Origin of the sequence: Pseudomonas sp. FW300-N2F2, from assembly GCF_017351655.1 — a bacterium.
Lineage (GTDB): Bacteria > Pseudomonadota > Gammaproteobacteria > Pseudomonadales > Pseudomonadaceae > Aquipseudomonas > Aquipseudomonas fluorescens_AA.
Map to the genome: position 1 here is coordinate 3213507 of NZ_JACNDQ010000001.1, position 23810 is coordinate 3237316.

Here is a 23810-nt window from a genome sequence, read left to right on the forward strand (position 1 = left end):
CGCTTCGAGCAGCACGGCAGTGGATATGCACGCTCTGTCAGGGGGGATTCCGATATCTGCATACCGGCAACTGGCGTGCAATAGCCAATGACAAGTAGGTTGACATGCATCCACGCATCACAGGCACCACGCGTATATATGGATTGATCGGTGATCCACTCAGGAGCGCCAAGTCTCCAATGCTGTTGAATAAGTTGTTTGCCGAAGCACAAGCTGACGCCGTCTGCATTCCATTGGAGATAGGTACGGGGGACCTGGTTGAGTTTGTCAAAGGCGTGCGAGCCGTGCGCAACCTCGCTGGACTTCTGGTCACCATGCCGCACAAGCAGAGCATGCTGGACATCGTGGATGAGCTCCACCCTACTGCGCGCCAGATCGGCGCAATCAACGTCGTTCGTTGTGACAATGACGGGCGCTGGGTGGGCGCCGTGTTCGACGGACTGGGCTGCGTAGCTGGCATGCAGCGCCACGGAGTTTCCCTGGTGGGGAAATCTGTTCTGCTTATAGGCGCTGGCGGCTCGGGACGGGCAATCGCGTTTGCCGTTGCCGCTGCTGGCGCACGATCACTGGTCATTTCAGACCTGGATCCGCACCGCGCCTCGGACCTTGTACACCGAGTTGCCAAAGAGGGTCCGTGTGCTGTGTATACAGGCCCAGCTGACCCAGCAGGTCATGACATCGTGATCAATGCCACCCCACTCGGCATGAATCCTGATGATCCAATGCCTATAGACGCAACGCGGCTGGACCCAGCGACGGTGGTAGTCGATATCATCACCAGGTCCGAGCCGACTGCCTTGCTGCTTGAGGCGCAATCGCGCGGCTGCCAAACCCTTGATGGCCAGCCTATGCACGTAGGCCAAGCCCTGCTGGCATTGAGTTTTCTAGGTTTCGAAGATATCGAGCGTCGCTACTCGACTGAATTGTAAGGGGCCGGTACAACCTACCCTGCCTCCCCTCTTCATAACCCGAACCAAAACGGTTAACGATGTGCACTGCCCCGGCATGTGCACATTTTCGTGCGCCTGTTGAAATTGCACCTCACTCAGACGCCACACGTCGCCATTCAGTAAAACGAAACCAACTTCCGTTCGTAATCACGTCGTGCTAGCCTACTACGCACCCTCGGAAACGTGGCTCGTGCGCTGTTATATTCGGGCTTGATCCGCACCCCGAGGGCACCGGCAAGTTCGTCAAACATATTTGTTTATAAGGAATGAATGTTTGAAAGTCGTTCTTCTGGAAGTAAGCCACTGGCACACCCCGCTCTACCTTGATGCCCTTGAGCGTCTGCCCGATGTGACCGTCACGGCGGTATCCGACGCCACGGGGTCGCGGGGTCCCGCCCTCGCCCAGCGCTTCGGAGCGCGACGCTACGATCACTGGAAAACCCTGCTCGATAACGAAGAGGCTGATTTTGCCTTCGCCTTTGGCCCGCACGACGAGTTGTATGCCATGGGCAAGGCATTGGTCGAGCGTAACATTCCGTTTGCGATGGAGAAGCCCTGTGGGCTTACCCAGCATGAAGTACTGGACCTGCACCAACGCGCCGAAGCCGCTGGCCTGTTCGCGGCGGTGCCGTTGGTTTGGAGGCACAGTGAATTACTGAACCGCGTCAAGCATGCGGCGTTGCAGAGTGGTGCCAAATGGAGAACCCAGTCGTTTCGATTCAACGCCGGCCCGCCCGGACGCTACTTGACGAACAGTTGCGCCTGGATGCTTGACCCGAAACGCTCGGGTGGCGGATGCACGATCAACCTTGCCCCTCATTTCGTCGATCTGGCGCAGCAAATGTCCGGAGAGCGCATATGCAGCGTGTCCGCCGTCATGCACCGCGACCCGCAACTGGCCGCCGTAGAGATCGCCTCAATGATGACCCTGGTGACCGAAAGCGGCTGCATCTGCACCATCGAAACTGGCTACAATTACCCGGCTAACACGCCCGAGCAACGGGAGTACTCGTTTTCATTGTCAACCGATCAGTTCTACGTACGTTCGACCCCGGATGGCTTGCGGCTGATCGACGCGGTTGGAGAGGCAAGTGACCTGACCATGAGCCTGAACTCTGACGTGTATTACGACAATTTCGTAACCGATGTCCTCACCCCTGGCCGTGAGACAGCGTATACCGGTGCCGGACTTGCAACCATGCACCACGTCATGCGCATCATCGAGGCGGCCTATGAGTCAGACCGCCTCGGCGGCATTCCCATCACACTCCAGTACCCCTGACACGACGTTGGCTGGCCATTGCTGGCAAAAAAGAGGATTTAAAAATTGTCACACATTGGCCGCTACTTCAACACCTTGGAACTGCTGCTGTCGCACCCGGACGGTCTCGCCCTGTCTGAAATCGGCGAGCGAACCCAAGTTGCCATGGCCACGGCCCACCGCATATTGAGCGCGCTGCGAGAAAGAGGCTACGTTTACCAGGACGAACAGGATCATTACCGCCTGACGCTGAAAATCCCCAGCATGGGCGTGAACTTCATCTCTGAAACGGGCTTCGCCAGGATCATGCAACCCTTGCTCAACGAGCTGGCCAGCGAAACCGGCGAGCACGTCCGCTTGGCGGCAGTTGCAGAGGATCATCTGACCTGGGTGCTGCAAGCCACGCAAAACACCAGAGGGCTGCAGTACCGCCGAGCCCTGGATGAAAAAATCATTCCCCACACAACCGCGGCGGGCAAAGTATGGCTTTCCACTATGCGCGATGAGCGCGCCATGCGAATTCTCGCCGCCTGGGACATCGAGAACAGCCGAGACTACGCGGGGCCCAATGCGCGCGTTTCGATTCGCGACATCTTTGATGACATCGCTCAGATCCGCAAAGAGGGACACGCAGTCGTCCGAGAAGAAGGTGAAGTGGGTGTATGTGTCGTGGCGGTTGCTGTATTCGATACCTCGCGGCCAGACAACTCGGGCCCGGTGGCCACCCTGAGTGTCGCCGGTCCCATCGCACGCATGCGGGAGGAAACCCTGAGCGCTCATATCGAACACTTGAAGCGCTCGGCAATCAGGGTAGGCGAATGCTGGTCGCTCTGGGCTTCGGTCAGTGGTGATGATTCGCTACCTCTGCGGTAGTACCGCGCACACCGTCGCGATCATGACCGGCTCCAGCAGGCCGAAGCCTGCGTCCCCCCCATGATCGCGCGCGTATTGCTGGTGTAAACGCTGTCACCTGGACCCGTTGCGGGCCTCAAGGGCTACTTGAACTATCCGGTCGCAGGCGGTAGCGACAAGCGACCGGTGGGCGATTACGGAATTTTCCAGCCCTTGGCACGCAGATCCTGCACACCCTTGTTCAGCTCATACAAAGCATTTTCTTCGCGGATGATTTCCAGTACGCAGTTTTCAATACCGCAGGTCGCGTGAACGGCCTCGCCCAACCCGATAAAGTCCACTACACCGGTGCCGACTGGATCATGCCCCCACACGTCCGTACCCGTGTCGGACACATGCACAAAGTCGATGCTGGCGTGATAAGCCAGCAGACTCGCCACCGGATCTTCACCGATGTAAGCCGCATTGGCGATGTCGTAGACGACCCTGACCACATCGTCGTTGAGGGTACCTACAACCTTCGCCAGTTCCGGCATGGTGGGGGTAAAGCAATACGGAGTGTTTTCCAGCAGTAAGCGTACGCCAGCCTGTTTCGCCAGCGGAATCAGGACTGCCAGGCTTTCGTACATCCAATCGTAGGTCTTCTCGAGCGGCGGGGAAATCATTGGGCGCCTGGTGCCGGGGGATATCACCACCTCCTGAGTATCCCAAGCGGCAGCCAAGTCAATGACCGACTTGATGTGCTCGATGCTCTTCTGACGCATATTCGCGGCGGGACTGGCCAGATTGAGGTCATAGCCGCCGGCGTTGAGGGACCTGATCTTCGCACCGTATTCATGAAGACGCGCGCTTGCGGCAGAACGGTCTGCGGTCGAGAGCTCTACCGGCCAGCAATGTGGCGAGCTGACGGGGACTTCGAACACGCGATGCCCGTGCTCGGCCAACTGCGCAATCGCATCAATTGCCGTGGATGACCACAGATAGGAAAACGTGCTGATGATCATATCGAAACATCCTTTCAGTTGAGTATTCGCTGGAGTGAAGCGGGCCATTCGTATTATGGATTTTGTACCTGACCACTATCGCTAGCTGAAAAACGCGACGATGGATGAATCTGGAGAGCGATGGCCACCGTAGTGGCAAGGGTATTTGACTACGAAAAAACGATATCGGAATCAAATTCCATTGTCAATTTGATTGCAAAGCGAAATCTATTTTCGTACTTTACAAGCCTCTTTTACCTCAATGTCTAACTATAAGAAGGAGTGCCCAATGAGAGCTTTGGTCAGTGGCGGTAGTAGCGGTATCGGTGCGTCTGCATGCCTGAGGATCGCAGAGGCGGCCCTTGCCCGAGGCTCGCAGCCGAAAATTGCGGTATGCGGGCACACACCCACTACTGCTCAGGAAGAAGTCATTCGATCCATCGAGGCCATGGGCGGCATCGCCATCGCATTGTTAGGGGATCTCGGCGACCCTGAGGTCCCAAGCCAACTTGTGGCAGCTGCAGTAGCGGAGTTCGGCGGGCTCGACGCGTTGGTTGCGAATGCCGGCATCGCCAGCCCTGGCACAATCTGTGATTTGTCCATTGCGGACTGGGACGACATGTTCTCCGTCAATCTTCGCGGCGCATGGCTGCTTGCCAAAGCCAGCTACCCGCATTTGCGCGAGAGTCGAGGCTCGGCGTGCTTTACCTCATCGATGTCTGGCCAGACTCCCCATGCCGGCTCAGGCGCGTACAGCCCCACCAAGGCAGCCTTGACAATGCTGGCCCAGACGCTCGCGCTGGAGTGGGCTCCTGACGGGATCCGTGTCAACGTGGTGTCCCCAGGAATGACCCGTACGCCGATGTCGGAAAAAATGTATACCGACCCCCAGATCAAGAAAGCACGGGAAGCAATCATTCCGCTGGCCAGAATCGGTGACCCCGTGGATATCGCGAACGTGATCGAATTTCTCATCAGCCCCTTATCGGCATATGTCACGGGCCAGGATATATGTGTGGATGGTGGCTTCTCCAAATCGATACTGAGCCATATCCCTGGGCGACCGAGTTCCAAGTCATAAGCACAATTGCTTTGGAGTGAGTTCAGCGCTCAGGTCGGATGGTGTGTCGACCAAACGACGCGAGCTGAGTGTGAGCGAAGCCGTACGGGCTTAAGGGTTACGTGCGGCTTCGACCGGCAGGCACCTGCGCAGTATCGATGGCGCTTGGCCCATCGTCGATAGTTGCAGAGACGCGTTGATCAATTGTGGTGTGGGGGAAGGGGGCTTACCTTGGATTTAACAAGGTTCAACCAGAGCGTGCCTATAGCTTATGACTCCCCAACCCCAAATACCGCTGCGGTGCCACCTTGCGCAGTCGCGCCGCCAGAAACACACCCGCCAGCAAGGCTGCGGGAATGATCGCGCAGAGGCCATATGACAAGGCCTTGCTCGCGCCGGTCAGCACATCGAAATGCACCACCGCGATGACCAGGACAGCCAGTAACGCCACGCAAGAAAAACCAGGGAAAATCCGCCCACGCCAGATCCCCAGTTTGAGTTCGGGGTGGCGCTGGGCAAAGACCCAGACCGCTGCGGAAGTCAGCGCCATCAGCAAGATCACGCACAGCGTCGCCAGGTTGGACAGCCAGGCGAACAGTTGCAGGATCGGATCGGCATCCATGGCGGCGAAAATCAGTACCACCACGGCGGAGATCAAGCTCTGCAACGCCGAGCCCATGTGCGGACTCTGGTGGACGCGATGGGTGGTGCCCAGCCGGCTGGGCAGCAAACCGTCGCGCCCGATGGCATAGAAGTAACGGGCCGCGGCATTGTGGAACGCCAGCAGCCCGGCATAGATGCTGACCATGAACAGCACGCGGATGACCTGGGTCAGGTGCGGGCCGACAAAGTGGTCGGACATGCCATAGATAAACGTCGTCGGGTCCTGCAAGGCCTGAAGCGTGGAGACGATTTTGTCCGCCCCCACGCCAATCACCATCGACCAGACCGACAGCGCGTAGAACCCGCCGATCAGCAAGACCGAACAGTAGGTGGCAATCGGGATCGTGCGTTGCGGGTTCCTGGCCTCTTCTCCATAGATGGTGGTGGCCTCGAAGCCGATGAACGCCGCGAAGCAGAACAGCAAGCCGATGGATGGCGTGCCGCTGAACACATGGCTGCGATCGAACGAATCGAGATTGATGCCACTGTCACCGCCGGTCTTGAGGATGGCGAAATCCAGCGTCAGGATCGCCAGGTACTCGGCAATGACCACCACCGACAGCACCCGGGCCGACAGGTCGATCTTGCGATAACCGAGAATCGCGATGCTCGCCATTGCCAGAAGCGAATACGTCCACCACGGCAAATCCAGGCCAAAGACACTGGCCATCGTGCCGCTGACCACGCCGCCGAACATGCCGTACAGCCCGACCTGGAGAATGTTGTAGGCAAACATCGCCAGCACCCCCGCCGCACCACCGGCCAGGCCACCCAGGCCGCGAGAAGTGAAGGCATAGAAACCGCCGGCGTTGGTCACCTGCCGGGACATGGTGGTGTAGCCCACCGAAAACGCCAGCAATACCAGCAAGGCCAGGATCAGCAACGCCGGTGTGCCGGCGCCGTTGCCCAGCATGATGCCAATGGGGAAACCGCCGGCGATGACGCTCAAGGGGCTCGCCGCCGAAACCACGAAGAAGATGATGAAGCCGACACCCAGGGCCCCACGCTTGAGCTCCGTGGAGCTATTGACCGGGAGAGGTACACTCATGTTTTCTTGACCTTATTGTATGAGGCAGTCGCTGTAGGATCGGTGCAGTCAATCGCTCGCCGTCACCAGATAGCGTTATTGATCATGTCGCACGCTGGACTCGATCCTATGCCTCTCCCCGAACGCCCCATTAGCCCAAATCGGTAATCGGCACATTCCCCTCGAAAAAGCCAGCCGTCCAGCTGCTCTTGCCTTCCTTATTGCGAGGCAATACGCGTCGTCAGTTCCGACGCCGCGCCGGTGACCAGGTCGCACAAGTAGCCCTGCTGGAACGCATGGAACCGCTCGCTACGCCCCACCAGGGTCATGCTCCCGAGCACTCGGCGCTTTTCGTCGAAGATCGGTGCCGCAACGCCACTGCGCCCCGGGTACAGCTCGCTTTCGCTGATGCAGTAGCCTTGCTTGCGGATGGCGAGCAGCCCCTTGGTGAACGGTTTCCACTCCAGCCCCTGATGCAGCACTTCGGCGGGCTTCGCATGGACGTCATAGATGCGGCGGATCTGGCGCGGCAGCAGATAGGCCAATACGACCCGAGCGGTCGCGCTGTGAAAAAGATCGATCGGCCGCCCCCGGTCGCCACCCACGGGGCCGGCGTCGGAACCCCGCTGGATCAACACATTGACCACTGAGTCGCCATGCCATTCGCTGACCAGTGCATCCAGGCCCGTGTCGGCCACCAGTTTGTCCACCAGGCCCCGGCTGCAGGCCAGCAATGGATCGTAGTGAGCCATCTGATGCTCCAGCGTGACGATCCGTGGGCCGAGTGCGTAGCCGCGTGGCAATCGCTTCAAGAACCCCGCGTCGCCGAGTTCGCGCAAATAACGATAGGCGGTGGCGGGCGTGTAGCCGAGTTCCCGACAAATCACGTCCACATCGATGACCGGCTGTTCAGGGCGAAACAAGTCGAAGACCCTGAGCAGGCGGCGAAGGCTATTCATCTTTTCGACATCCTTGTGCAGGCAAGCCTGTCCGCTGCCGGGTGCAGCGGGCAAAGGCTCAAGCAAGGGCACAACCGCCGATGGCAGCACGCGTGGTTTGGGACGGCAATTCTGCGAACAGCGCCTGGTACTCCGCCGCAAAATGGCTGAGGTGATAGAAGCCCCACTGGGCTGCGGCATCGCCTATCGAAAGATGCGTCGCGGGGGTGGACATCAGGGTTCGGCGCACACCGTTCAGCCTCACGGAGCGCAGGTAATTGACCGGCGTCGTCTCGGTTACCGAGCGGAAGCTGTTCTGCACCGTACGCCGACTGACCTGGAGTCGCTGGCACAACTCGTCCACGCTGGGCACGTTGTTCAATTGCGCGGTCGCCAGGCGGTGGCATTTTTCGACAATGTAGCTGCGCGTGGAACTTGGCGTACGCTGCTGCTTGTCGCAGGCGGGGTCGGTCATCAATTGCAGCAGCTCGCCGAGCATGGTCTGTTCCAGCGCCAGTTCCCGGTCTTGCGCATGGTCGAGTTCTTCACTCAAGAGCGCCTGGGAGAACGCCGCCAGCATTCGACGGCGAGCCTCGGCATAGCGTTGAGTGGAAACCCTGATCACCGGTTGACGCAGCAACTGACTGATTTCCTTGGCCGACGCGGTTTGCGCCAACGCCTGTTCGAACAACTCACGCTCGAAAGTGATCGCCAGCAGTTCCATGCCCAGCGGCATATGGAACATGAATTCCTCGCCACCATGAAGAAAGAACAGGCTGCTGTCGTCCACTTCCCGCCCTTGCATCCGGATCGAACCCGGGACGGTGATCGGCACGGCGAAACACATCTTGCCCCGTGGGGCCACGCCGTGCTGCACGACACGCTGGTTGATCTGCTCGCGAAATACGTGGCAGCGCGCCGTCGTCAACTGGATAAGTGAGCTCTCAGCCGTACCAGCGGTCAACTGGTTGTAATCCTGGCTCCACTCCTGGACGGTGGCGGCGTGGACATGAATGTCATGGAAGTGGCTGATGTTCTGGTTTTTCATGATGACGAAAGCCTCGGCCAATATTCTTGTTTTTTGATCGCCTTCCCGAGCTATATTCTCACATAAAGAGAATTCTGCAAATTTTCTTTGAGCGATGTCTGTGCTCCGATGCTGACGCGCGAGGCAGCCCCTCCAATGTGCCGATTCGGGCTACCGGCCAGGAACAGGGCACGGGGATGATCGGCACACTGAAACCGACATCCTGAGAGACCGTCATGAGCGAAGCCAAACTTGAAGCCCTCCATTTCGCGGATGCCCCGCGGATTAACTCCACCATTCCCGGCCCCCGGACCACCGAGGCGCTGGCGTTGTCGGCGCGCACCGAATCCATGGCTCGCGGCGGCGGACGCATGCCCGTGGCCATGGACCGGGCGTTCGGCGCGACCTTCAAGGACGCCGATGACAACACCTACATCGACTTGTCCGCAGGTGTGGGCGTCAGCAGCGTGGGTCGCTGCCACCCGAAAGTGGTGCAGGCCATTCGCGAACAGTCCGAAGTGCTGATGCACGCCCTGGAGGTCAATAGCACCCGGCGCACCGAACTGGCCGCCAAGCTCTCCGAGATCGCGCCCGACGGCCTGCGCGGCGACTGCATTACATTCTTCACGCAAAGCGGCAGCGATGCGTTGGAAGCGGCCATCAAGTTCGCCAAGCGCGTCACCGGACGGCACCAGATCATCGCCTTCCACGGTGGCTACCACGGCGTGTGGAACGCTTCCGGTGCGCTGACGACAGGCACGGCCTACCGCAAGGGCTATGGTGCCCAGATGGGTGGCGTCATTCACGCCCCCTACCCTTATGCCTACCGTTTCCCCTTCGATACCACGCACAAAAGCGCCGAGCAGATCGCCGGCGAGTACGTGGATTACCTGCTGAACACCCCCTACACCGCCGCCGATGACGTGGCGGCCGTGATCGTGGAGCCGGTGCAGGGCGAAGGCGGTTATGTGCCGCCCTCGCCAGAGTTCTTGCAACTGTTGCGCAAGGCCTGCGATCGCAGCGGTGCGCTGCTGATCGTCGATGAAGTGCAGTCCGGCGCCGGGCGTACCGGCAAGATGTGGGCGGTCGAGCACTCCGGCGTGAAGCCCGACATGCTCACCTTTGGCAAGGGCATCGGCAGCGACCTGCCAATGGCCGGCCTGATCATGCGCTCGGACCTGGCGGCGGCGATTCCTGACGGATCGATGCCCAACACCTTCGCCGCCAACTCGTTGTCCGCCGCCGTAGCGCTGACCAACATCAGTATCCTCCAGGACCCGGAGCTCGATCTGCTCAACCGTGCCCACACACTGGGTCTGGAAGCACAGGAGCGGATTCGCGGCTTCGGCAGCCCGCTGGTCGGTGAGGTCCGTGGTCGCGGCCTGATGATCGGGATCGAGCTGGTCTCGGACCCGACCACCAAGGCGCCACTGGCACCGGAAAAGATTGGCCAACTCATGGGTTACCTGCTGAGCCACGGCGTGCTGATGATTCCCTGTGGCCGCTACAGCAACGTGATGCGTGTCATGCCCTCGCTGACGATCTCACGAGCGCTGTTCTTCAAGGCACTGGACATTTTCGGCGACGCCCTGGACGCCCTCGATGCGTGACCTGTCCCGATTCCTGCACATCACTCATGGACTTCAAAATGACTGAGCACTTGAAACACTTCATCGCAGGCACGTCTTTCGAAGCCTCTGACGGCCGCTGCATTAACCTCGTCAACCCCGTGACGGAACAGGTCTACGGCAGTTGCGCCCGCGGCACCGTCGAGGACGTGGACCGTGCCGTGGGCGCCGCACGCCACCAGCTCGAACGTGGCGCCTGGAGCCAGCTTGACGGCGCCCAGCGCGCTCGACTGCTGTCGAAACTGGCCGACCTGGTGGAACGCGACACCGACGTGCTGGCCGATATGGACGCCGACGCCATCGGCCGCTCGCCGATCGAACCGCGCCGGCTGGACGTACCCAACGCAGTCGCCAACCTGCGCGCCTCCGCCGGCTGGGCCAACCAGCTCGAGGGGCGGACCATTCCCTCCGGTGGCTACTTTGGCACCAAGTCCCTCTCGTACACGGTACGCGAGCCAGTGGGCGTGGTCGGTGCCATCGTTCCCTGGAATTCACCGCTGATGATCACGGTCTGGAAGCTCGCCGCCCTGTTGGCGGCAGGCTGCACCGTGGTCATCAAGCCGTCGGAAGAGACGCCACAGTCGGCGCTGCACCTGGCAACGCTGGCCCAGGAAGCGGGCTTCCCTGATGGCGTGATCAACGTCGTCACCGGCTACGGCAACGAGGTGGGTCGCGCTCTGTGCGAACACCCCCATGTCGACAAGATCAGCTTCACCGGCAGCCCCGAAGCCGGACGTGAGATCCAACGCACTGCCGGCGTGCTGTTCAAGCGCGTGGCCCTGGAGCTGGGCGGCAAGAGCCCGCAGATTGTCTTCGACGATGCCACCTTCGACGACGCGCTGTTCGGCTGCTCCCTCGGCCTGTTCGCCAACCAGGGCCAGGTCTGCGCGGCCGGCTCGCGCATCCTGGTCCAACGCGGCCTCGCCGATCGCTTCGCCGCAGCGCTGGCCGATGCCGCGCGCGCCGTCAAGGTGGGCGACCCGCGCCAACCCGGCGTGCAGATGGGGCCGGTGGCCAAGAAAGCCCAATTGGATCGCGTCAACCGCTACATCCAGCTGGGCATCGACCAAGGTGCGTCCCTGCTGGCCGGTGGGGTATCGAACCCTGAACAGGGTTGGTTCGTCCGGCCGACCATCTTCGCCAACGCCCGCAATGACATGGCGATCGCCCAGGACGAGATCTTCGGGCCCGTCGGCACGGTGATCACGTTCGACAGCGAAGAAGAGGCCGTCGCACTGGCCAACGATTCAAACTACGGCCTTGCAGCCACGGTCTGGACCAGCGACCTGGCACGAGCGCATCGCGTCGCTGCGGCGGTGAAGGCCGGGGCCGTGGGCATCAACTGCTGGAGCCCGCTGGACGCCAACCTGCCATGGGGCGGCGTCAAGGCCAGCGGCATTGGCCGGGAAGGAGGATTCAGCGGTGCGCTGGCCTACACCGAGGAGAAGGTCATTACCGTGCTGCTGCCCGGCTGAAAACAATCCCTGCACTGACCGGACCACCCTCCCAGCCCCCGGGCCTCAAAGGGTGGCCGTTCCAACGTGCTTTTTCGATGCCTTGATGATCGATGGAGAGACTGCGATGAATCCGGTAAATCAAACAATAATTGATCGGTATCCGACCTCCCTGCGGATTTTGCACTGGGTCCGCGCCGTGCTCGTCGCTGGCCTCCTCTGGGCGGGCTGGCACATGACTGGGCTCGATGACGAAGTGGCAAGCAAATATGAGCTCTATTACCCGTGGCACAAATCCTTTGGGGTGCTGGTATTCCTGGTAGTCCTGGTCCAGATCGCCCTGCGGGTGAGAGCGGCCAGGCTGCCACAACCGCCAGAGACGCTGGCACGGTATGAGCGGGTTTCGTCAAGACTTGCCCACCGAACCTTGTACGCGCTGCTGGTGATCGTGCCGTTGATGGGCTATTCGATGTCGAGCACCTACACGATGAGCGACGGCGTATTCTTCTTTGGGGTGAACCTTCCGGAGCTCCTGGGCAAGAATGACGACTGGTTCGTCGTCTTCCAATGGCTGCACAAAGTGCTCGCCTACACCCTGCTCGGCCTGATCCTGGTGCATGTCGCCGGCGCCCTGAAGCATCGGTTTTATGACCGCGACCCTCGAAACGACGTCCTGCGCCGCATGCTGTGACTCGATCAGGCGTTGGCGAAAAGTGCCAACGCCTTGCATGACCTGCTTCTGCGTCCACACATTGGTAGTGACTGACAGCACGGGAACCGCCACCTTTGAAGTGCGTGATGGCCGGTGCCAGGCGCACTACCCGCACTCATGCCTCCCAACGACGAAACAACACGCTGGCATTGACTCCACCGAACCCGAACCCATTGGAGAGCGCATGGGTAATCGGCATCTTCCTGGCCTTCAGGCCAACCAGATCAAGCCCCGCAGCCGCCTCGTCAGGATGAACCAGGTTCAGGGTCGGCGGCACGATCTGGTCACGCAGCGCCAATACCGTGAAGATGGCTTCAATGCCTCCCGCCGCGCCCAGCAGGTGGCCGGTAGCCGATTTAGTCGAGGTGATCGCCACCCCCGAGTCCGTGCCAAACACCGAACGAATCGCCGCCAGTTCCCCGTTGTCGCCGACCTGGGTAGACGTCGCATGGGCATTGATATGCTGCACGTCGGCTGGGCTGACAGCGGCCTGGCGCAGCGCCTGTTCCATTGCGCGGCGGGCGCCGTTGCCGTCCTCCGGGCCGGCCGTCAGATGGTAGGCATCGGCGCTGGTGCCATAGCCGACCAGTTCCGCCAGGGGTTTGGCCCCACGCGCCAAGGCATGTTCCAGCGACTCGATCACCAACAACCCCGCGCCTTCGGCCATGACAAAGCCGTCGCGATCACGGTCGAAGGGGCGCGAAGCTTCCTGCGGGCGGTCGGCAAAACCGGTGGAGAGCGCCCTGGCCGCCGCGAAACAACCCAAGGTCACGCGATCGATCGCCGCCTCGGTACCGCCGCAAACGGCAATGTCCGCCTCCCCGCTCCGGATCAGCCGGGCCGCATCGCCGATGGCCTGGACGCCGGCCGCACAGGCGGTTACCGGTGCACCGAGCGGGCCTTTGAGGCCATGCCGGATGGACACGTGGCCGGCCGCCATGTTGGCGAGAAACGCCGGTGCAGAGAACGGTGACAGCCGACGCGGCCCCCGCGAGTCAGTGGTGCGTACGGCATCGGCAATGGCGCCAAACCCACCCACGCCCGATGAAATGATCGTCGCGGTCCGTTCCTGGTCGAGGGCTTCAGTCGGATGCCAGCCCGCCTGCTCCAGGGCCTCATGGGCGGCCACCAGCGCAAACTCGATGAAGCGATCCATTTTCTTGCGATCCTTGGGCGCGATAAAGCGTTCCGGGTCGTAACCGGCAACGGCATCCTCTTCCAGAGAGGGCACCTGGCCGCCAACCCCGATGCCGGTACCTTCGGTGAACGCCTCGGGCAGGCTACGGATGCCGGAACGCCCAGCCAACAGCCGCTGCCAGACTTGCTCCACGCCACAACCCAGTGGACCGACGATGCCGACGCCCGTGACTACAATGCGTGTTTGACCTGCTGCAATACTCATGGAAACCTCTTCAGTTCTGTAGACGCTCACTGGAGCGGTATACGATTAATCGCTTATGCCAGGGTTGCTGTTTCAGTTTGAACGGTATTGACCGGACGGATCTTGAACCAGATGGCATACATCGCCGGCAGGAACACCAGCGTTATGATGGTGCCGACGAAAGTGCCGCCAATCAGGGTATAGGCCAGCGTTCCCCAGAAAACGGAATGGGTCAGCGGGATGAATGCCAGGATCGCCGCCAGCGCCGTCAGCAGCACCGGACGAGCCCGCTGCACCGTGGCTTCGATGACCGCGTGGAACGGGTCCAGCCCCTCCTTTGCGTTCTGATGGATCTGCCCGATCAGGATCAGCGTGTTGCGCATCAGGATGCCCGACAACGCAATCAGCCCCACCAGGGCGTTGATACCAAACGGCTGGTGGAAAATCAGCAACGTCGGCACCACGCCGATCAACCCCAGCGGCGCAGTGAAGAACACCATGATCATGGCCGAGATCGAGCGCACCTGGAGGATGATGATCAGCAGCGTCAGGGCGATCATGATCGGCACCAGCGGCACGATGGCCTGGCCGGCTTTGCCGGACTCCTCGATGGCCCCTGCCTGCTCGATCCGGTAGCCGCCGGGCAGCGTGTCGATGATCGGTTGCAGTTGCTTGATAATCACACTCGACACATCCGGCGGTTGCAGGCCTTCGGCAATGTCGCCGCGCACGGTAATGGTCGGGGTCCGGTCACGGCGGCGCAGGATCGGATCCTCCATGCGCACGTCCACTTCGCCAACCTGGGACAACGGAATACGCTGCCCCGCCGCACCCACCAGGGTAAAGCCCTCGATCCGGGCCGGGTCGAGGCGGATATCCCCGGCGGCGCGTCCCACCACCTGCACCGAACGAATGTCCTCGCGAACCGCCGTGATCGGCACCCCGGCCAGCAGGAATTGCAGTTGCTCGGCGACGGCACTGGACGTCAGTCCAACCGCCTGCAAGCGATCCTGGTCCAGATTGAAATGCAGCGTCGGCGTCAGTGGGCCCCAATCGGTGTTGACGGTCCTCATCATCGGGTTGGCTTGCATGACATCTTGGACGCGGCTTGCGATCTCCCGCAGTTTCAACGGGTCAGGTCCCATCACCCGGTAGGCCACAGGAAAGGGTGAGTACGGACCAAAGACAATCTGCGTCGCCCTGACCCGGGCCTCCGGGGCCAGCCCTTCAGCGACCGCTTCGCGCAGGCGGAACTTGAGGGCTTCCCGTGCTTCCTGATTGTCTGTCAGCACCACGATCTTGGCGAACGATGGATCCGGCAGTTCCGGCGCGATCGCCAGGAAAAAGCGCGGTGCGCCCTGCCCGATGTAAGCCGTAACGATTTTGGCTTGCTCCTGTTTCTGCAGCCACGCCTCAACCTTGGCGGTGGCGGCGCTGGTCTGCTCGATGGAGGTGCCATAGGGCATTTGTACTTCGATCATGACCTCGGGACGGTCCGAGGTCGGGAAGAACTGCTTCTTGACCTGGCCCATGCCCAGGATGGCGACCACAAACAGTGTGATGACGGTGCCGGCCACCAGCCATTTGCGGGCGATCACCCGCGTCAGGATTCGCCGGAAGCGGTTGTAGCGTGGGGTGTCGTAGATGGCCGCCTGGCCGCCTTCGACCTTCTTGATGTCCGGCAACATCTTCACCCCCAAGTAGGGAGTGAACGCTACCGCGACCACCCAGGAGGCGATCAGGGCAATGCCGACGATCCAGAACATGTTGCTGGTGTATTCGCCAGCGGTGGACTGGGCGAAGCCGTTGGGCATGAAGCCGATCGCCGTCACCAGCGTACCGGACAGCATCGGTGCGGCCGTGTGGCTCCAGGCGTACGCGGAGGCCTTGATCCGGTCGTAGCCCTCCTCCATTTTCACCACCATCATTTCGATCGCGATGATGGCGTCATCCACCAGCAGCCCGAGGGCCAGAATCAGCGAGCCCAGAGTGATCCGGTCGAAGTTCTTGCCGGTGGCCGCCATCACCACAAACACGATGGCCAGGGTCAAGGGTACTGCCGCCGCGACCACGATCCCGACGTGCCAGCCCATACTGATGAAGCAGACGACCATCACCACCAGCAAGGCAACGAAGAACTTGACCATGAATTCGTCGACCGCCGAGTTGATGTTCACCGCCTGATCGGTCACCTTGGTCAGCGTCATGCCCAGCGGCATGTCTTCATTGATCTTGCTCGTCTCGGCATCGAGCGCCTTGCCCAGATCGAGGCCGTTCCAACCCTCGCGCATGATCACCCCCAGCAACAACGCCTCTTCGCCGTTGTTGCGCACCAGGAAGGTGGCCGGGTCTTCATAGCCACGCTCAACCGTCGCCACGTCCGAGAGCTTCAACGTACGCCCCTGGATGGCCAGCGGCGTGTCGCGGATTTTCTCCAAGGTATCGAAGGCACCCTCCACCCGCAGGAAAACCTGCGGCCCCTTGGTTTCGATGGAGCCGGCGGGCGTCAGTACGTTCTGGCTGTTCAGTGCGGCGAAGATGTCCTGGGGAGAAACACCCAAGGTCGCCAGCCGGTCATGGGAGAAGGAAATGAAAATGCGCTCGGCCTGTTCGCCGATGATGTTGACCTTCTTCACCCCCGCCACATGCAACAGGCGCTGGCGCAGAACCTCGGCATCACGCACCAGCAGGCGCTGCGGCTCGCCCTTGGCCTTGAGGGCGAAAAGCGCGAACGTCACATCCGAGTACTCGTCGTTGACCAGGGGTCCGATCACACCCGCCGGCAACTTGGTGGCTTCGTCGTCGAGCTTCTTGCGCGCCTGGTAGAACTCTTCCTGCACCTGTGAAGGCGGCGTGCGGTCCAGCAGCGAAACCATGGTGAAAGCCAGACCGGGACGAGTGTAGGTTTCCGAGCGGTCGTACCATTTCAATTCTTGCAGGCGTTTTTCCAGGGGCTCGGCGACCTGGTCCTGCATCTCCTGCGCCGTCGCGCCCGGCCATGCCGTGATGACGGTCAGTTGCTTGACCGTGAACGGAGGATCCTCCGCGCGGCCAAGCTTGAAGAACGCCAGGGTCCCCGCGACGGCGATCAGGAAAATCAGAAATACCGTGATGGCGCGCTCGCGCACGGCGAGCGCCGAAAGATTGAAGCTCATTGGCGGGTCCCCGCGACGTTCACATCGCCCTGTGCAAGCAGCCGGACGGGCTCGCCTTCACGCAGCAGATGTGCACCCAGGCCGACAATGCGCTCACCGACGTTGAGACGGCCTGCAACGCGCGCCGCGTCGTCGCTCAGGCCCAAGACCTGGACGGGACGCCAAGTCACTTTTGCCGGCTCGCCGTCGATGACCCACACGCCAGTGCCATTGCCGGGGTCGTACAGCGCCGCAATCGGCACTTGCAGCACCTGCCCCTGGGCCACGCCCTCGGCGATACGCAGTGTGACGGTCGAGCCCAGCGGGGCATTAGCCAGGGCGCCCTCCAGGACATAGCGCGCTTCAAAGGTTCGGGTCACCCGGTCAGCCGAATCGGAAAGCAGCCTGAGCCTGGCGGCGACCGCCCCACTGGTGTTGCCATACAGCGTCGCCTGGGCGCTGGACCCGACGGCCGGACGCAAGGTCTCGGGCAGTTGCACGACGGCTTCGCGCTGCCCGGCTCGCGCCAGTCGGACCACCGATTGACCCGGACTGACGACCTGCCCCGGCTCGGCGAGCGTTTCCATCACCACACCATCGGCGTCGGCGAGAAGCACCGCATAGCCGGACGCATTGCGGGCCACGTCGGCTTGCGCCTCGGCGGCGCTGAGCTGCGCCTTCGCGGTATCGGCGGCGGCTTTGATCTGGTCATAACCCGACGCCGAAATCGCCCCGGCGGCCACCAGCTCGCGATATCGAGCTTCATCGTCAGCGGTCTGCTTGGCTCGGGCACGTGCGGCCGTGACAGCCTCTTGCTGGGCTCGCGCCTGCAAGCCCAGATCGATGGGGTCCAGACGCATCAGCGACTGGCCCTTCTTGACGGCCTGACCGGCATCCACCAACCGTTCCAGGACCTTGCCTGATACACGAAAGCCCAGGTCGCTCTGGACGCGCGCCGCCACGACGCCGGTGAAAGAACGAGCCCCGGCGGAGGAACCCTGCACTTGCGCAACCCTCACCAGAGGAGCAAGCGTGCGCGGATCGGTAGCAGTGGATGAGTCGCCACACGCCGTGAGGACGAGAGGCAACAAGCAAGCGGCAAGGGTGACAGGTCGGAGCCGGAGCATAGGTTCCCTTTACTGAACAGAGGACTGGGATCTCATTCTTGCGCTCGTGACCAATACTGTCAATGGTCACATATCATCAGGCAGTTTCTGAATACCCATTTTTTATAGACAACCAGCAAATACTGCACTTTCAATCCGAAAGCCCACTTCCATCACCAATTGACAGGGTGTGACCATCATATAATATGGTCACAAATGTCGATCCCAAGGAAACGTCAATGCCACCCCTGCGCCCCCTTGCTTTTTTAGTAAGCGCCAGCTTGATGACCGGCTGCGCGGTCGGTCCGGACTATCAGCGTCCCGATGCCACGCTTTCGGATCGTTTCCTGGGCCAGTCTTCTGTCGAACAAAGGACCGGCACAGCGCGGACCAATCTCACAGTCTGGTGGGAGGGTTTTGGCGACCCGGTGCTGACCGATTTCATCACCAGGGCGCTGGAGCAGAACCTCGACCTTGCCCAGGCGTCAGCGCGCGTCGCCCAAGCGCGGGCAGGTCTGGGCGCCGCCAACGCCGCCTTGCTGCCGTCGGGAAATATCAGCGGCCAGGCCGCACGGGCCTATCAATCCGTCGAGACGCCGCTGGGCCAGGTGCTCGATTCAAACCCCGGTTATGATCGATATGGAAATACCTACTCGATGGACCTGGGCGCGAGCTGGGAACTGGATGTCTTTGGTGGCCTGCGACGCGGACGCGAAGCTGCATTGGCCGAGTACCAGGCCTCCGAGGCCGGGGCCGCGGCCACGAGGCTGGCCGTCGCCGCGCAGACCGCTGACATCTACATCACCCTGCGCGGCTTGCAAGCGCGACTGGACATTGCGAACCGCCAGGTCAAGACCCAGCAGGACCTGCTGGAAAAAGTCCAGCTGCTCTACAGCAAAGGGCTCGCCGCCAGCTATCAGGTCCGCCAGACCGAGGGCGCACTTGCCCAGGTCCAGGCAACGGTACCGGTCCTGCAAACCGGGCTGGATGCCGCCATGAATGCGCTGGATGTCATGCTCGGCACGCCGCCAGGCACCCACCGCCCGCAACTGACCGAGACGGCTAGCATTCCCCTGCCCCCACAAATCAGCGAGATGGGTACACCGGCTGATCTGCTGCGCCGCCGGCCGGACCTCATTGTCGCCGAGCGCCGTCTCGCCGCCTCCAATGCTCGTATCGGTGAAGCCGTCGCCGAGTACTATCCAAAATTTTCCCTCAGCGCGTTGCTCGGCAGCGCCACTACGGTCTCTGCCGGGCACCTTTTCTCCGGCGGCGCCAGCCAGGCGTCGGGGGCGCTGGGACTGCGCTGGAGACTGTTCGATTTTGGCCGGATCAACGCCCAGATCGACCAGGCCAAGGGACAGGAAGCCGAGGCGCTGGCCGCTTACCGCCAGTCCGCATTGCGCGCCACCGAGGATGTCGAGAATGCCTTCTCCGCCCTGGTCAACCGAGAAGCCCAGGCCACCACGCTCAGCGCGGGCGAAGCGTCATTGAGCGAGGCGCGCCGATCATCCTTTATCGCCTATCAGAAAGGCACGGCCAGCCTGATCGATGTCCTCAACGCCGACGAAACGCTGCTCCAGGCATCCGATGCCCGGGCACAAGCACGGACGGAATCGGCACGAGCGGCGGTCGCGGCATTCAGGGCGCTCGGTGGCGGCTGGCAAGCGCCGCAGCCACCACAGCCCATAGCGAGCCGATGATTCGACATGAACACCAGGCCGTCATCGCGAGCAAGCTCGCTCCCACAGGGTTAGCGCTCATTCCCTGTGGGAGCGAGCTTGCTCGCGACCGGGCAATCACAACTATTTTCAATCTCTACAACCGGAGTCCAGCCACATGAAAACCAACGAGAATTCCTGGGTGCTCATCACGGGCGCTTCAAGCGGCTTTGGCGAGGAGTTCGCCCGGCAATACGCAGCGCAGGGAAAATCCCTCGTTCTGGTAGCCCGCAGGCTGGACAAACTGGAAGCGCTGTCAAAAGAACTGCGTGAGCGTTTCGGCACCGAGGTGATCAACGAACAAGTCGACCTGTCTTCGATTCCGGCAGTCATCGAATTGCACAAGCGGCTGGTTCAACAGGGTATTGCGGTCGATGTGCTCATCAACAACGCCGGCCATGGATTGCAGGGCCCGTTCCTGGACCACGCCATTGACCAATCCCTGGCAATGATCGATCTGGATATCGCCAGCCTGACCACCATGACTCGCCTCTTTGCGCAGGACATGCGCATCCGTCGCCGCGGGCACATTTTGCAGATCGCCAGCTTGCTTTCCTATCAAGGCGTGAAAAATTTCGCGGTCTATTCAGCAGCCAAGGCCTACGTGCTTCGCTTCTCCGAAGCACTGCATCAGGAACTCAAGGGCGACGGTGTCATCGTGACCGCGCTGTGCCCAGGCATGTCGGATACCGGGTTTGCGCAGAGTGCCAACCAGACCCTCACGCCAGCGCTGAAAATGGTGATGATGCAACCCGAGCCAGTGGTTCGCGCAGGCATCCGCGCGCTGCAAGCCGGGCGCATGAGTGTGGTACCCGGCTTCGGCAACAAGGCGCTCACGGCGCTGACCTGGGCCACGCCCCGCCGATTTCACCAGCGTCTCATGGCGAATGTCATGGGGGCATGAAGCGATGCGGCGAAGGACCGGGAGCCGCAAGGGCTCCCGGCACACGCCCTATTGCGTTAGAAGCGATAGCTGACTGAAGTACCAAAACCGCTGGCACTGTTCCGGTATTTGGAACTGTATGCGCCACGGGTCGACGAGGTTTCGTTGATGCGCACGCTCTCTTCCTGCAAGTAGGAGTAAGCCACGTCGATCGTCACCTCTTTCACTGGCGTCCAGCCGGCACCGAAGCTGAGCACCGTGCGGTCGCCGGTTGGTATCCGAGGCCCACGATTGGTGTTGTTGGCGGGCGACTGGTCGACCGACAAGCCCGCGCGCAGGACCCATTGATCGTTGAGCTTATACGCGGCACCGATGGCATGGGCCCAGGTGTCATGCCAGTTCTGTTCTTCGCTGACGGTGCTCAACGCGCCGCTCAGCAGCGCAGGCAGGCCGGAGTTCTCGATGGTCAACTCCTTGAAGCGGCTCCAGCGCGTCCAGGTACTTCCCAGGTACATCGTCCAGTCATCATTGAGCTGATGAGTGAGCGAGATGTCCACGGACTCCGGAGTATCCACGTCCAACGACGCATCATAGCTGCGGCCACTTACCCCCAACACGCTGAAAATGCCGCCGGTGAGCTTGGACTTGGCGTCCAGGTGGTAACTGACCTTGGAGTGGTAAGTCAGCCCCAGGCGAGTCTGGTCCGTCGCCTGCACCAGGATGCCGGCGTTGAAGCCGAGCGCCGTATCGTCGCCATTGCTCTTGAGCTTGCCGTCGTTACTGCCGGGGCTGAGGGGATTGGGCACCATCCCGGAGATTTCACCGCTGATGCGGTTGATGGTCGGACCAAACCCGATCGATACCTTGTCGTTGAAGGCATAGCTGACGGTAGGCTGGAAGGTCAGCGTCGTCACTTCGCTTTTGTTGCCGTAATAACGCCCGGCAAAGTCACTGCCATAATCGGTGATCAAACCAAATGGCACATAAAAACCAACGCCGACAGCCCAATGCTCATCCACCGGCTTGACGTAGTAACCCATCGGCACCGTGGTGGTCGGCACCATGTCACCATCCTCTCGGCCACCGAAAGTACTGCGGGTCTGGCTGATATCGCTCTGGGTGAACAGTGTCGCAGCGCCCAGGCTGACCTGCTCTTTCTTCAAGCGAGACATGCCCGCCGGGTTGCCGAAGACAGTACTGGCATCTTCAGCGGAAGAGGACCGCCCGGCAAAACCCGAGCCCATCCCACTGATGCTTTGTTCGTTCAGCGCAAAGCCGCTGGCAAACACTTGGGACGTTGCAAACGCAACGGCGAGACTCATGGGGGTCTTGAGCAAGATTCTTTTCATTATTAGGACTCTAGGAACAATTGCTGGGGGGGAACGGTTTGTTTTTCTACTAGGTAAAAATCGCCACGGTCTGACGCGCCCAAAGCACCCGCCGACCGCTTTCGTCCCAGATCTCCATATCCTGTAGCGAGTAGCCTTCCAAGGCTTGCTGACTGAAAGAACTGATGAGGAACCATTCGCCGGTCACGGCGGGCTGCGGCAGATCGATAGTCCAGGAAGCCGAGCTGATGGCTGCCGGCTCTGTGAAGCAGGTCATCGCGGCGGGCGGCAGGCTGTCAGCGAGGGCGATCAAAGCCACCGCCGGATCCACCCCCTGGGCATCCAGGTGACGAACCCACATCAGTAACTCGGGATTTTTAGCCCCGGACACCGGCAGTGAACCACCCGCGGGGCGCATTTCGAAGTTGAAGGCGCAGGCAGGCGCAATGGTGTTGTCCAGCGCCAGCGTGGTGTACCGCGACGCCTCCTTCACCAACGGGCATCCCCACGCTTCATGGGTAATCCTGCTGGCTCGTGGTTGAGCGAACAGCAAGGTCGTGCGCAACGCCAGCTCATCGCCCGACTTGCAGTCGACAGACACCGAAGTCACGGATCGCCCTTCGCGCAACACGCTTGTGTCGAATGTCTGGGCCTGCGTGACCGGACCTATGAATGACACCTGCGCAGACTTGAACGGAGGAAAGCCCTGTGGGCGTTCGCGCAGAACCGCCTCCAACGACAACGCAGCCGAAAGCCCCCCGAAGATCGTGCGACCCTGCTGCCAATTGGCGGGAGCAACGAACGGCACGCTCGGATCAAACTGGGCCAGCACCTGAGCAAAACTGGTCATTTAGACGTCCTCCGACTGGCCTGAACGTGAACCCGCAGAAGCATCGCAAGAGGGACCACTTGAAAGTCGATGCCATACTTATTCATGTGACCATTTGTGTCAATAGTCACTTATCAGGCAAAAAGAGACCGCTCAGTCAGGTACAACCCGAATGCAAGGGAAGTCGTTTTCGAATCGGGACGGCTGCTCGTCGCAGCCGTCCTTCAGGGCATCAGGCTACGCAGGATGAGGTTGGCGGTGAGCGTCGGCGCCACTTCGACATGATCGAGGCTGTACTGCAGCAATAGCGGGTTGACGAAAGGCCGAAGGGTCAGGTGTATCGCTTCAACGGTTTCATCCAAGGGCGTCTTGCGTTCGAACTCACCGCTTTCGCGCCCTTCCCGTACGACCTGCACCACGAATTGCTTGATCCGTGCGTCATACACCTGGGAGCTGGGCCAGCGCTCCGACGCGGAGAATGCGGCAATGTCGTAGAGCTTGCGATCATTGAAGAACAGGTCGATTCCCGTGGTAATCAGGGTCTTGACCAGGCGGCGAAAGCGCTCGGTCGAAGAGAGCCCCTCCTCGCTGATGGCCTCCTCCACGGCCGCAACGATCTTCGCAAGACAGCTGGAGCAAATGGCTTCGCCAATCGCCTGCTTGGAATCGAAAAACTTGTAGATGTAGGCCTTGGAAAAGCCGATGGCCTTGGCCAGGTCAGACACGGTGGTCTTGGCGTAGCCATATTGACTGAAATGCTCGTTGGCCGCCGCGACAATCTGGTCGCGAATGTCATGATCGGCTGGGCCGCGAGTGCTGGGCGAAGGTGCTGTTGGCTGATTCATGGAAGCAGCTTACGCATCCCTGCGAGGG

19 protein-coding genes are annotated in these 23810 nt (G+C 61.1%); 9 read left to right on the plus strand and 10 right to left on the minus strand.

Annotated elements, in window-relative coordinates; genetic code table 11:
- Positions 1–104: 104 nt before the first annotated feature.
- The 3 genes from J4E63_RS13860 to J4E63_RS13870 all read left to right on the plus strand — a co-directional run bounded on the left by J4E63_RS13860 (position 105) and on the right by J4E63_RS13870 (position 3084).
- Entirely contained in the window at positions 105–929 is an 825-nt protein-coding gene (locus tag J4E63_RS13860) for a shikimate dehydrogenase (protein WP_103310020.1), read from the plus strand.
- 295 nt (positions 930–1224) lie between these two features.
- The gene (locus J4E63_RS13865; protein WP_207282335.1) at positions 1225–2232 is read left to right on the plus strand and encodes a Gfo/Idh/MocA family protein; all 1008 of its coding nucleotides are present in this window, start codon (positions 1225–1227) and stop codon (positions 2230–2232) included.
- 45 nt (positions 2233–2277) lie between these two features.
- A complete protein-coding gene (locus tag J4E63_RS13870; RefSeq protein ID WP_207282336.1) occupies positions 2278–3084 on the plus strand; it encodes an IclR family transcriptional regulator in 807 nt (268 codons plus the stop codon).
- A 173-nt stretch (positions 3085–3257) separates the two neighbouring features.
- On the opposite strand, the gene J4E63_RS13875 is transcribed toward J4E63_RS13870, so the two are convergent.
- Positions 3258–4067, minus strand: coding sequence for a sugar phosphate isomerase/epimerase (locus J4E63_RS13875; protein WP_207282337.1), 810 nt, complete (start codon positions 4065–4067; stop codon positions 3258–3260).
- Positions 4068–4335: 268 nt separating this feature from the next.
- Between J4E63_RS13875 and J4E63_RS13880 the strand changes: the two genes are divergently transcribed.
- Positions 4336–5127 (plus strand): SDR family NAD(P)-dependent oxidoreductase, encoded by a 792-nt coding sequence (locus J4E63_RS13880; protein WP_207282338.1) that lies wholly within the window; start codon positions 4336–4338, stop codon positions 5125–5127.
- A gap of 241 nt (positions 5128–5368) precedes the next feature.
- On the opposite strand, the gene J4E63_RS13885 is transcribed toward J4E63_RS13880, so the two are convergent.
- The 3 genes from J4E63_RS13885 to J4E63_RS13895 form a co-directional block, all read right to left on the minus strand.
- Positions 5369–6817, minus strand: coding sequence for an APC family permease (locus J4E63_RS13885; protein WP_207282339.1), 1449 nt, complete (start codon positions 6815–6817; stop codon positions 5369–5371).
- 197 nt (positions 6818–7014) lie between these two features.
- Positions 7015–7755 (minus strand): IclR family transcriptional regulator, encoded by a 741-nt coding sequence (locus J4E63_RS13890; protein WP_207282340.1) that lies wholly within the window; start codon positions 7753–7755, stop codon positions 7015–7017.
- Positions 7756–7813: 58 nt separating this feature from the next.
- Positions 7814–8782, minus strand: coding sequence for a helix-turn-helix domain-containing protein (locus tag J4E63_RS13895; RefSeq protein ID WP_207282341.1), 969 nt, complete (start codon positions 8780–8782; stop codon positions 7814–7816).
- Between the two features lie 215 nt (positions 8783–8997).
- Here J4E63_RS13895 and J4E63_RS13900 point away from each other — a divergent pair, with 215 nt between their 5' ends.
- The 3 genes from J4E63_RS13900 to J4E63_RS13910 all read left to right on the plus strand — a co-directional run bounded on the left by J4E63_RS13900 (position 8998) and on the right by J4E63_RS13910 (position 12534).
- Entirely contained in the window at positions 8998–10371 is a 1374-nt protein-coding gene (locus tag J4E63_RS13900; RefSeq protein WP_103310029.1) for an aspartate aminotransferase family protein, read from the plus strand.
- A 38-nt stretch (positions 10372–10409) separates the two neighbouring features.
- Entirely contained in the window at positions 10410–11864 is a 1455-nt protein-coding gene (locus tag J4E63_RS13905) for an aldehyde dehydrogenase (protein WP_207282342.1), read from the plus strand.
- Positions 11865–11970: 106 nt separating this feature from the next.
- A complete protein-coding gene (locus tag J4E63_RS13910) occupies positions 11971–12534 on the plus strand; it encodes a cytochrome b (protein WP_207282343.1) in 564 nt (187 codons plus the stop codon).
- Positions 12535–12670: 136 nt separating this feature from the next.
- Here J4E63_RS13910 and fabF read toward each other — a convergent pair whose 3' ends face one another.
- From fabF to J4E63_RS13925, 3 genes are read right to left on the minus strand one after another with little or no spacing between them, the layout of a single operon-like run.
- Complete coding sequence (fabF, locus tag J4E63_RS13915; RefSeq protein WP_207282344.1) at positions 12671–13957, minus strand: beta-ketoacyl-ACP synthase II; 1287 nt, start codon at positions 13955–13957, stop codon at positions 12671–12673.
- A 53-nt stretch (positions 13958–14010) separates the two neighbouring features.
- Positions 14011–17091, minus strand: coding sequence for an efflux RND transporter permease subunit (locus J4E63_RS13920; protein ID WP_207282345.1), 3081 nt, complete (start codon positions 17089–17091; stop codon positions 14011–14013).
- Positions 17088–18197: an efflux RND transporter periplasmic adaptor subunit gene (locus J4E63_RS13925; RefSeq protein WP_207282346.1), complete on the minus strand. Its 1110-nt coding sequence runs from the start codon at positions 18195–18197 to the stop codon at positions 17088–17090. Before J4E63_RS13925 ends, J4E63_RS13920 begins: the two co-directional genes overlap by 4 nt.
- A gap of 218 nt (positions 18198–18415) precedes the next feature.
- On the opposite strand from J4E63_RS13925, the gene J4E63_RS13930 reads away from it, so the two are divergent.
- Both J4E63_RS13930 and J4E63_RS13935 read left to right on the plus strand, forming a co-directional pair.
- Positions 18416–19879 carry an efflux transporter outer membrane subunit gene (locus J4E63_RS13930; RefSeq protein ID WP_207282347.1) on the plus strand — a complete coding sequence of 488 codons (1464 nt, stop codon included), beginning with the start codon at positions 18416–18418 and terminating at the stop codon, positions 19877–19879.
- A gap of 136 nt (positions 19880–20015) precedes the next feature.
- Positions 20016–20801: an SDR family oxidoreductase gene (locus tag J4E63_RS13935; RefSeq protein ID WP_207282348.1), complete on the plus strand. Its 786-nt coding sequence runs from the start codon at positions 20016–20018 to the stop codon at positions 20799–20801.
- 56 nt (positions 20802–20857) lie between these two features.
- On the opposite strand, the gene J4E63_RS13940 is transcribed toward J4E63_RS13935, so the two are convergent.
- The 3 genes from J4E63_RS13940 to J4E63_RS13950 all read right to left on the minus strand — a co-directional run bounded on the left by J4E63_RS13940 (position 20858) and on the right by J4E63_RS13950 (position 23782).
- Positions 20858–22129 carry an OmpP1/FadL family transporter gene (locus tag J4E63_RS13940; RefSeq protein WP_192260409.1) on the minus strand — a complete coding sequence of 424 codons (1272 nt, stop codon included), beginning with the start codon at positions 22127–22129 and terminating at the stop codon, positions 20858–20860.
- A 49-nt stretch (positions 22130–22178) separates the two neighbouring features.
- Entirely contained in the window at positions 22179–22958 is a 780-nt protein-coding gene (locus tag J4E63_RS13945) for a thioesterase family protein (protein WP_207282349.1), read from the minus strand.
- Between the two features lie 203 nt (positions 22959–23161).
- Complete coding sequence (locus tag J4E63_RS13950; protein WP_060742513.1) at positions 23162–23782, minus strand: TetR/AcrR family transcriptional regulator; 621 nt, start codon at positions 23780–23782, stop codon at positions 23162–23164.
- Between the last annotated feature and the right edge of the window lie 28 nt (positions 23783–23810).

What these genes read in the sequence shown, in the direction of transcription:
- J4E63_RS13860 (WP_103310020.1), top strand. Translation starts at nt 105, where the DNA reads ATGCATCCACGCATCACAGGCACCACGCGTATATATGGATTGATCGGT.
- J4E63_RS13875 (WP_207282337.1), bottom strand. Translation starts at nt 4,067, where the DNA reads ATGATCATCAGCACGTTTTCCTATCTGTGGTCATCCACGGCAATTGAT.
- J4E63_RS13880 (WP_207282338.1), top strand. Translation starts at nt 4,336, where the DNA reads ATGAGAGCTTTGGTCAGTGGCGGTAGTAGCGGTATCGGTGCGTCTGCA.
- J4E63_RS13885 (WP_207282339.1), bottom strand. Translation starts at nt 6,817, where the DNA reads ATGAGTGTACCTCTCCCGGTCAATAGCTCCACGGAGCTCAAGCGTGGG.
- J4E63_RS13890 (WP_207282340.1), bottom strand. Translation starts at nt 7,755, where the DNA reads ATGAATAGCCTTCGCCGCCTGCTCAGGGTCTTCGACTTGTTTCGCCCT.
- J4E63_RS13895 (WP_207282341.1), bottom strand. Translation starts at nt 8,782, where the DNA reads ATGAAAAACCAGAACATCAGCCACTTCCATGACATTCATGTCCACGCC.
- J4E63_RS13900 (WP_103310029.1), top strand. Translation starts at nt 8,998, where the DNA reads ATGAGCGAAGCCAAACTTGAAGCCCTCCATTTCGCGGATGCCCCGCGG.
- J4E63_RS13905 (WP_207282342.1), top strand. Translation starts at nt 10,410, where the DNA reads ATGACTGAGCACTTGAAACACTTCATCGCAGGCACGTCTTTCGAAGCC.
- J4E63_RS13910 (WP_207282343.1), top strand. Translation starts at nt 11,971, where the DNA reads ATGAATCCGGTAAATCAAACAATAATTGATCGGTATCCGACCTCCCTG.
- fabF (WP_207282344.1), bottom strand. Translation starts at nt 13,957, where the DNA reads ATGAGTATTGCAGCAGGTCAAACACGCATTGTAGTCACGGGCGTCGGC.
- J4E63_RS13920 (WP_207282345.1), bottom strand. Translation starts at nt 17,091, where the DNA reads ATGAGCTTCAATCTTTCGGCGCTCGCCGTGCGCGAGCGCGCCATCACG.
- J4E63_RS13925 (WP_207282346.1), bottom strand. Translation starts at nt 18,197, where the DNA reads ATGCTCCGGCTCCGACCTGTCACCCTTGCCGCTTGCTTGTTGCCTCTC.
- J4E63_RS13930 (WP_207282347.1), top strand. Translation starts at nt 18,416, where the DNA reads ATGCCACCCCTGCGCCCCCTTGCTTTTTTAGTAAGCGCCAGCTTGATG.
- J4E63_RS13935 (WP_207282348.1), top strand. Translation starts at nt 20,016, where the DNA reads ATGAAAACCAACGAGAATTCCTGGGTGCTCATCACGGGCGCTTCAAGC.
- J4E63_RS13940 (WP_192260409.1), bottom strand. Translation starts at nt 22,129, where the DNA reads ATGAAAAGAATCTTGCTCAAGACCCCCATGAGTCTCGCCGTTGCGTTT.
- J4E63_RS13945 (WP_207282349.1), bottom strand. Translation starts at nt 22,958, where the DNA reads ATGACCAGTTTTGCTCAGGTGCTGGCCCAGTTTGATCCGAGCGTGCCG.
- J4E63_RS13950 (WP_060742513.1), bottom strand. Translation starts at nt 23,782, where the DNA reads ATGAATCAGCCAACAGCACCTTCGCCCAGCACTCGCGGCCCAGCCGAT.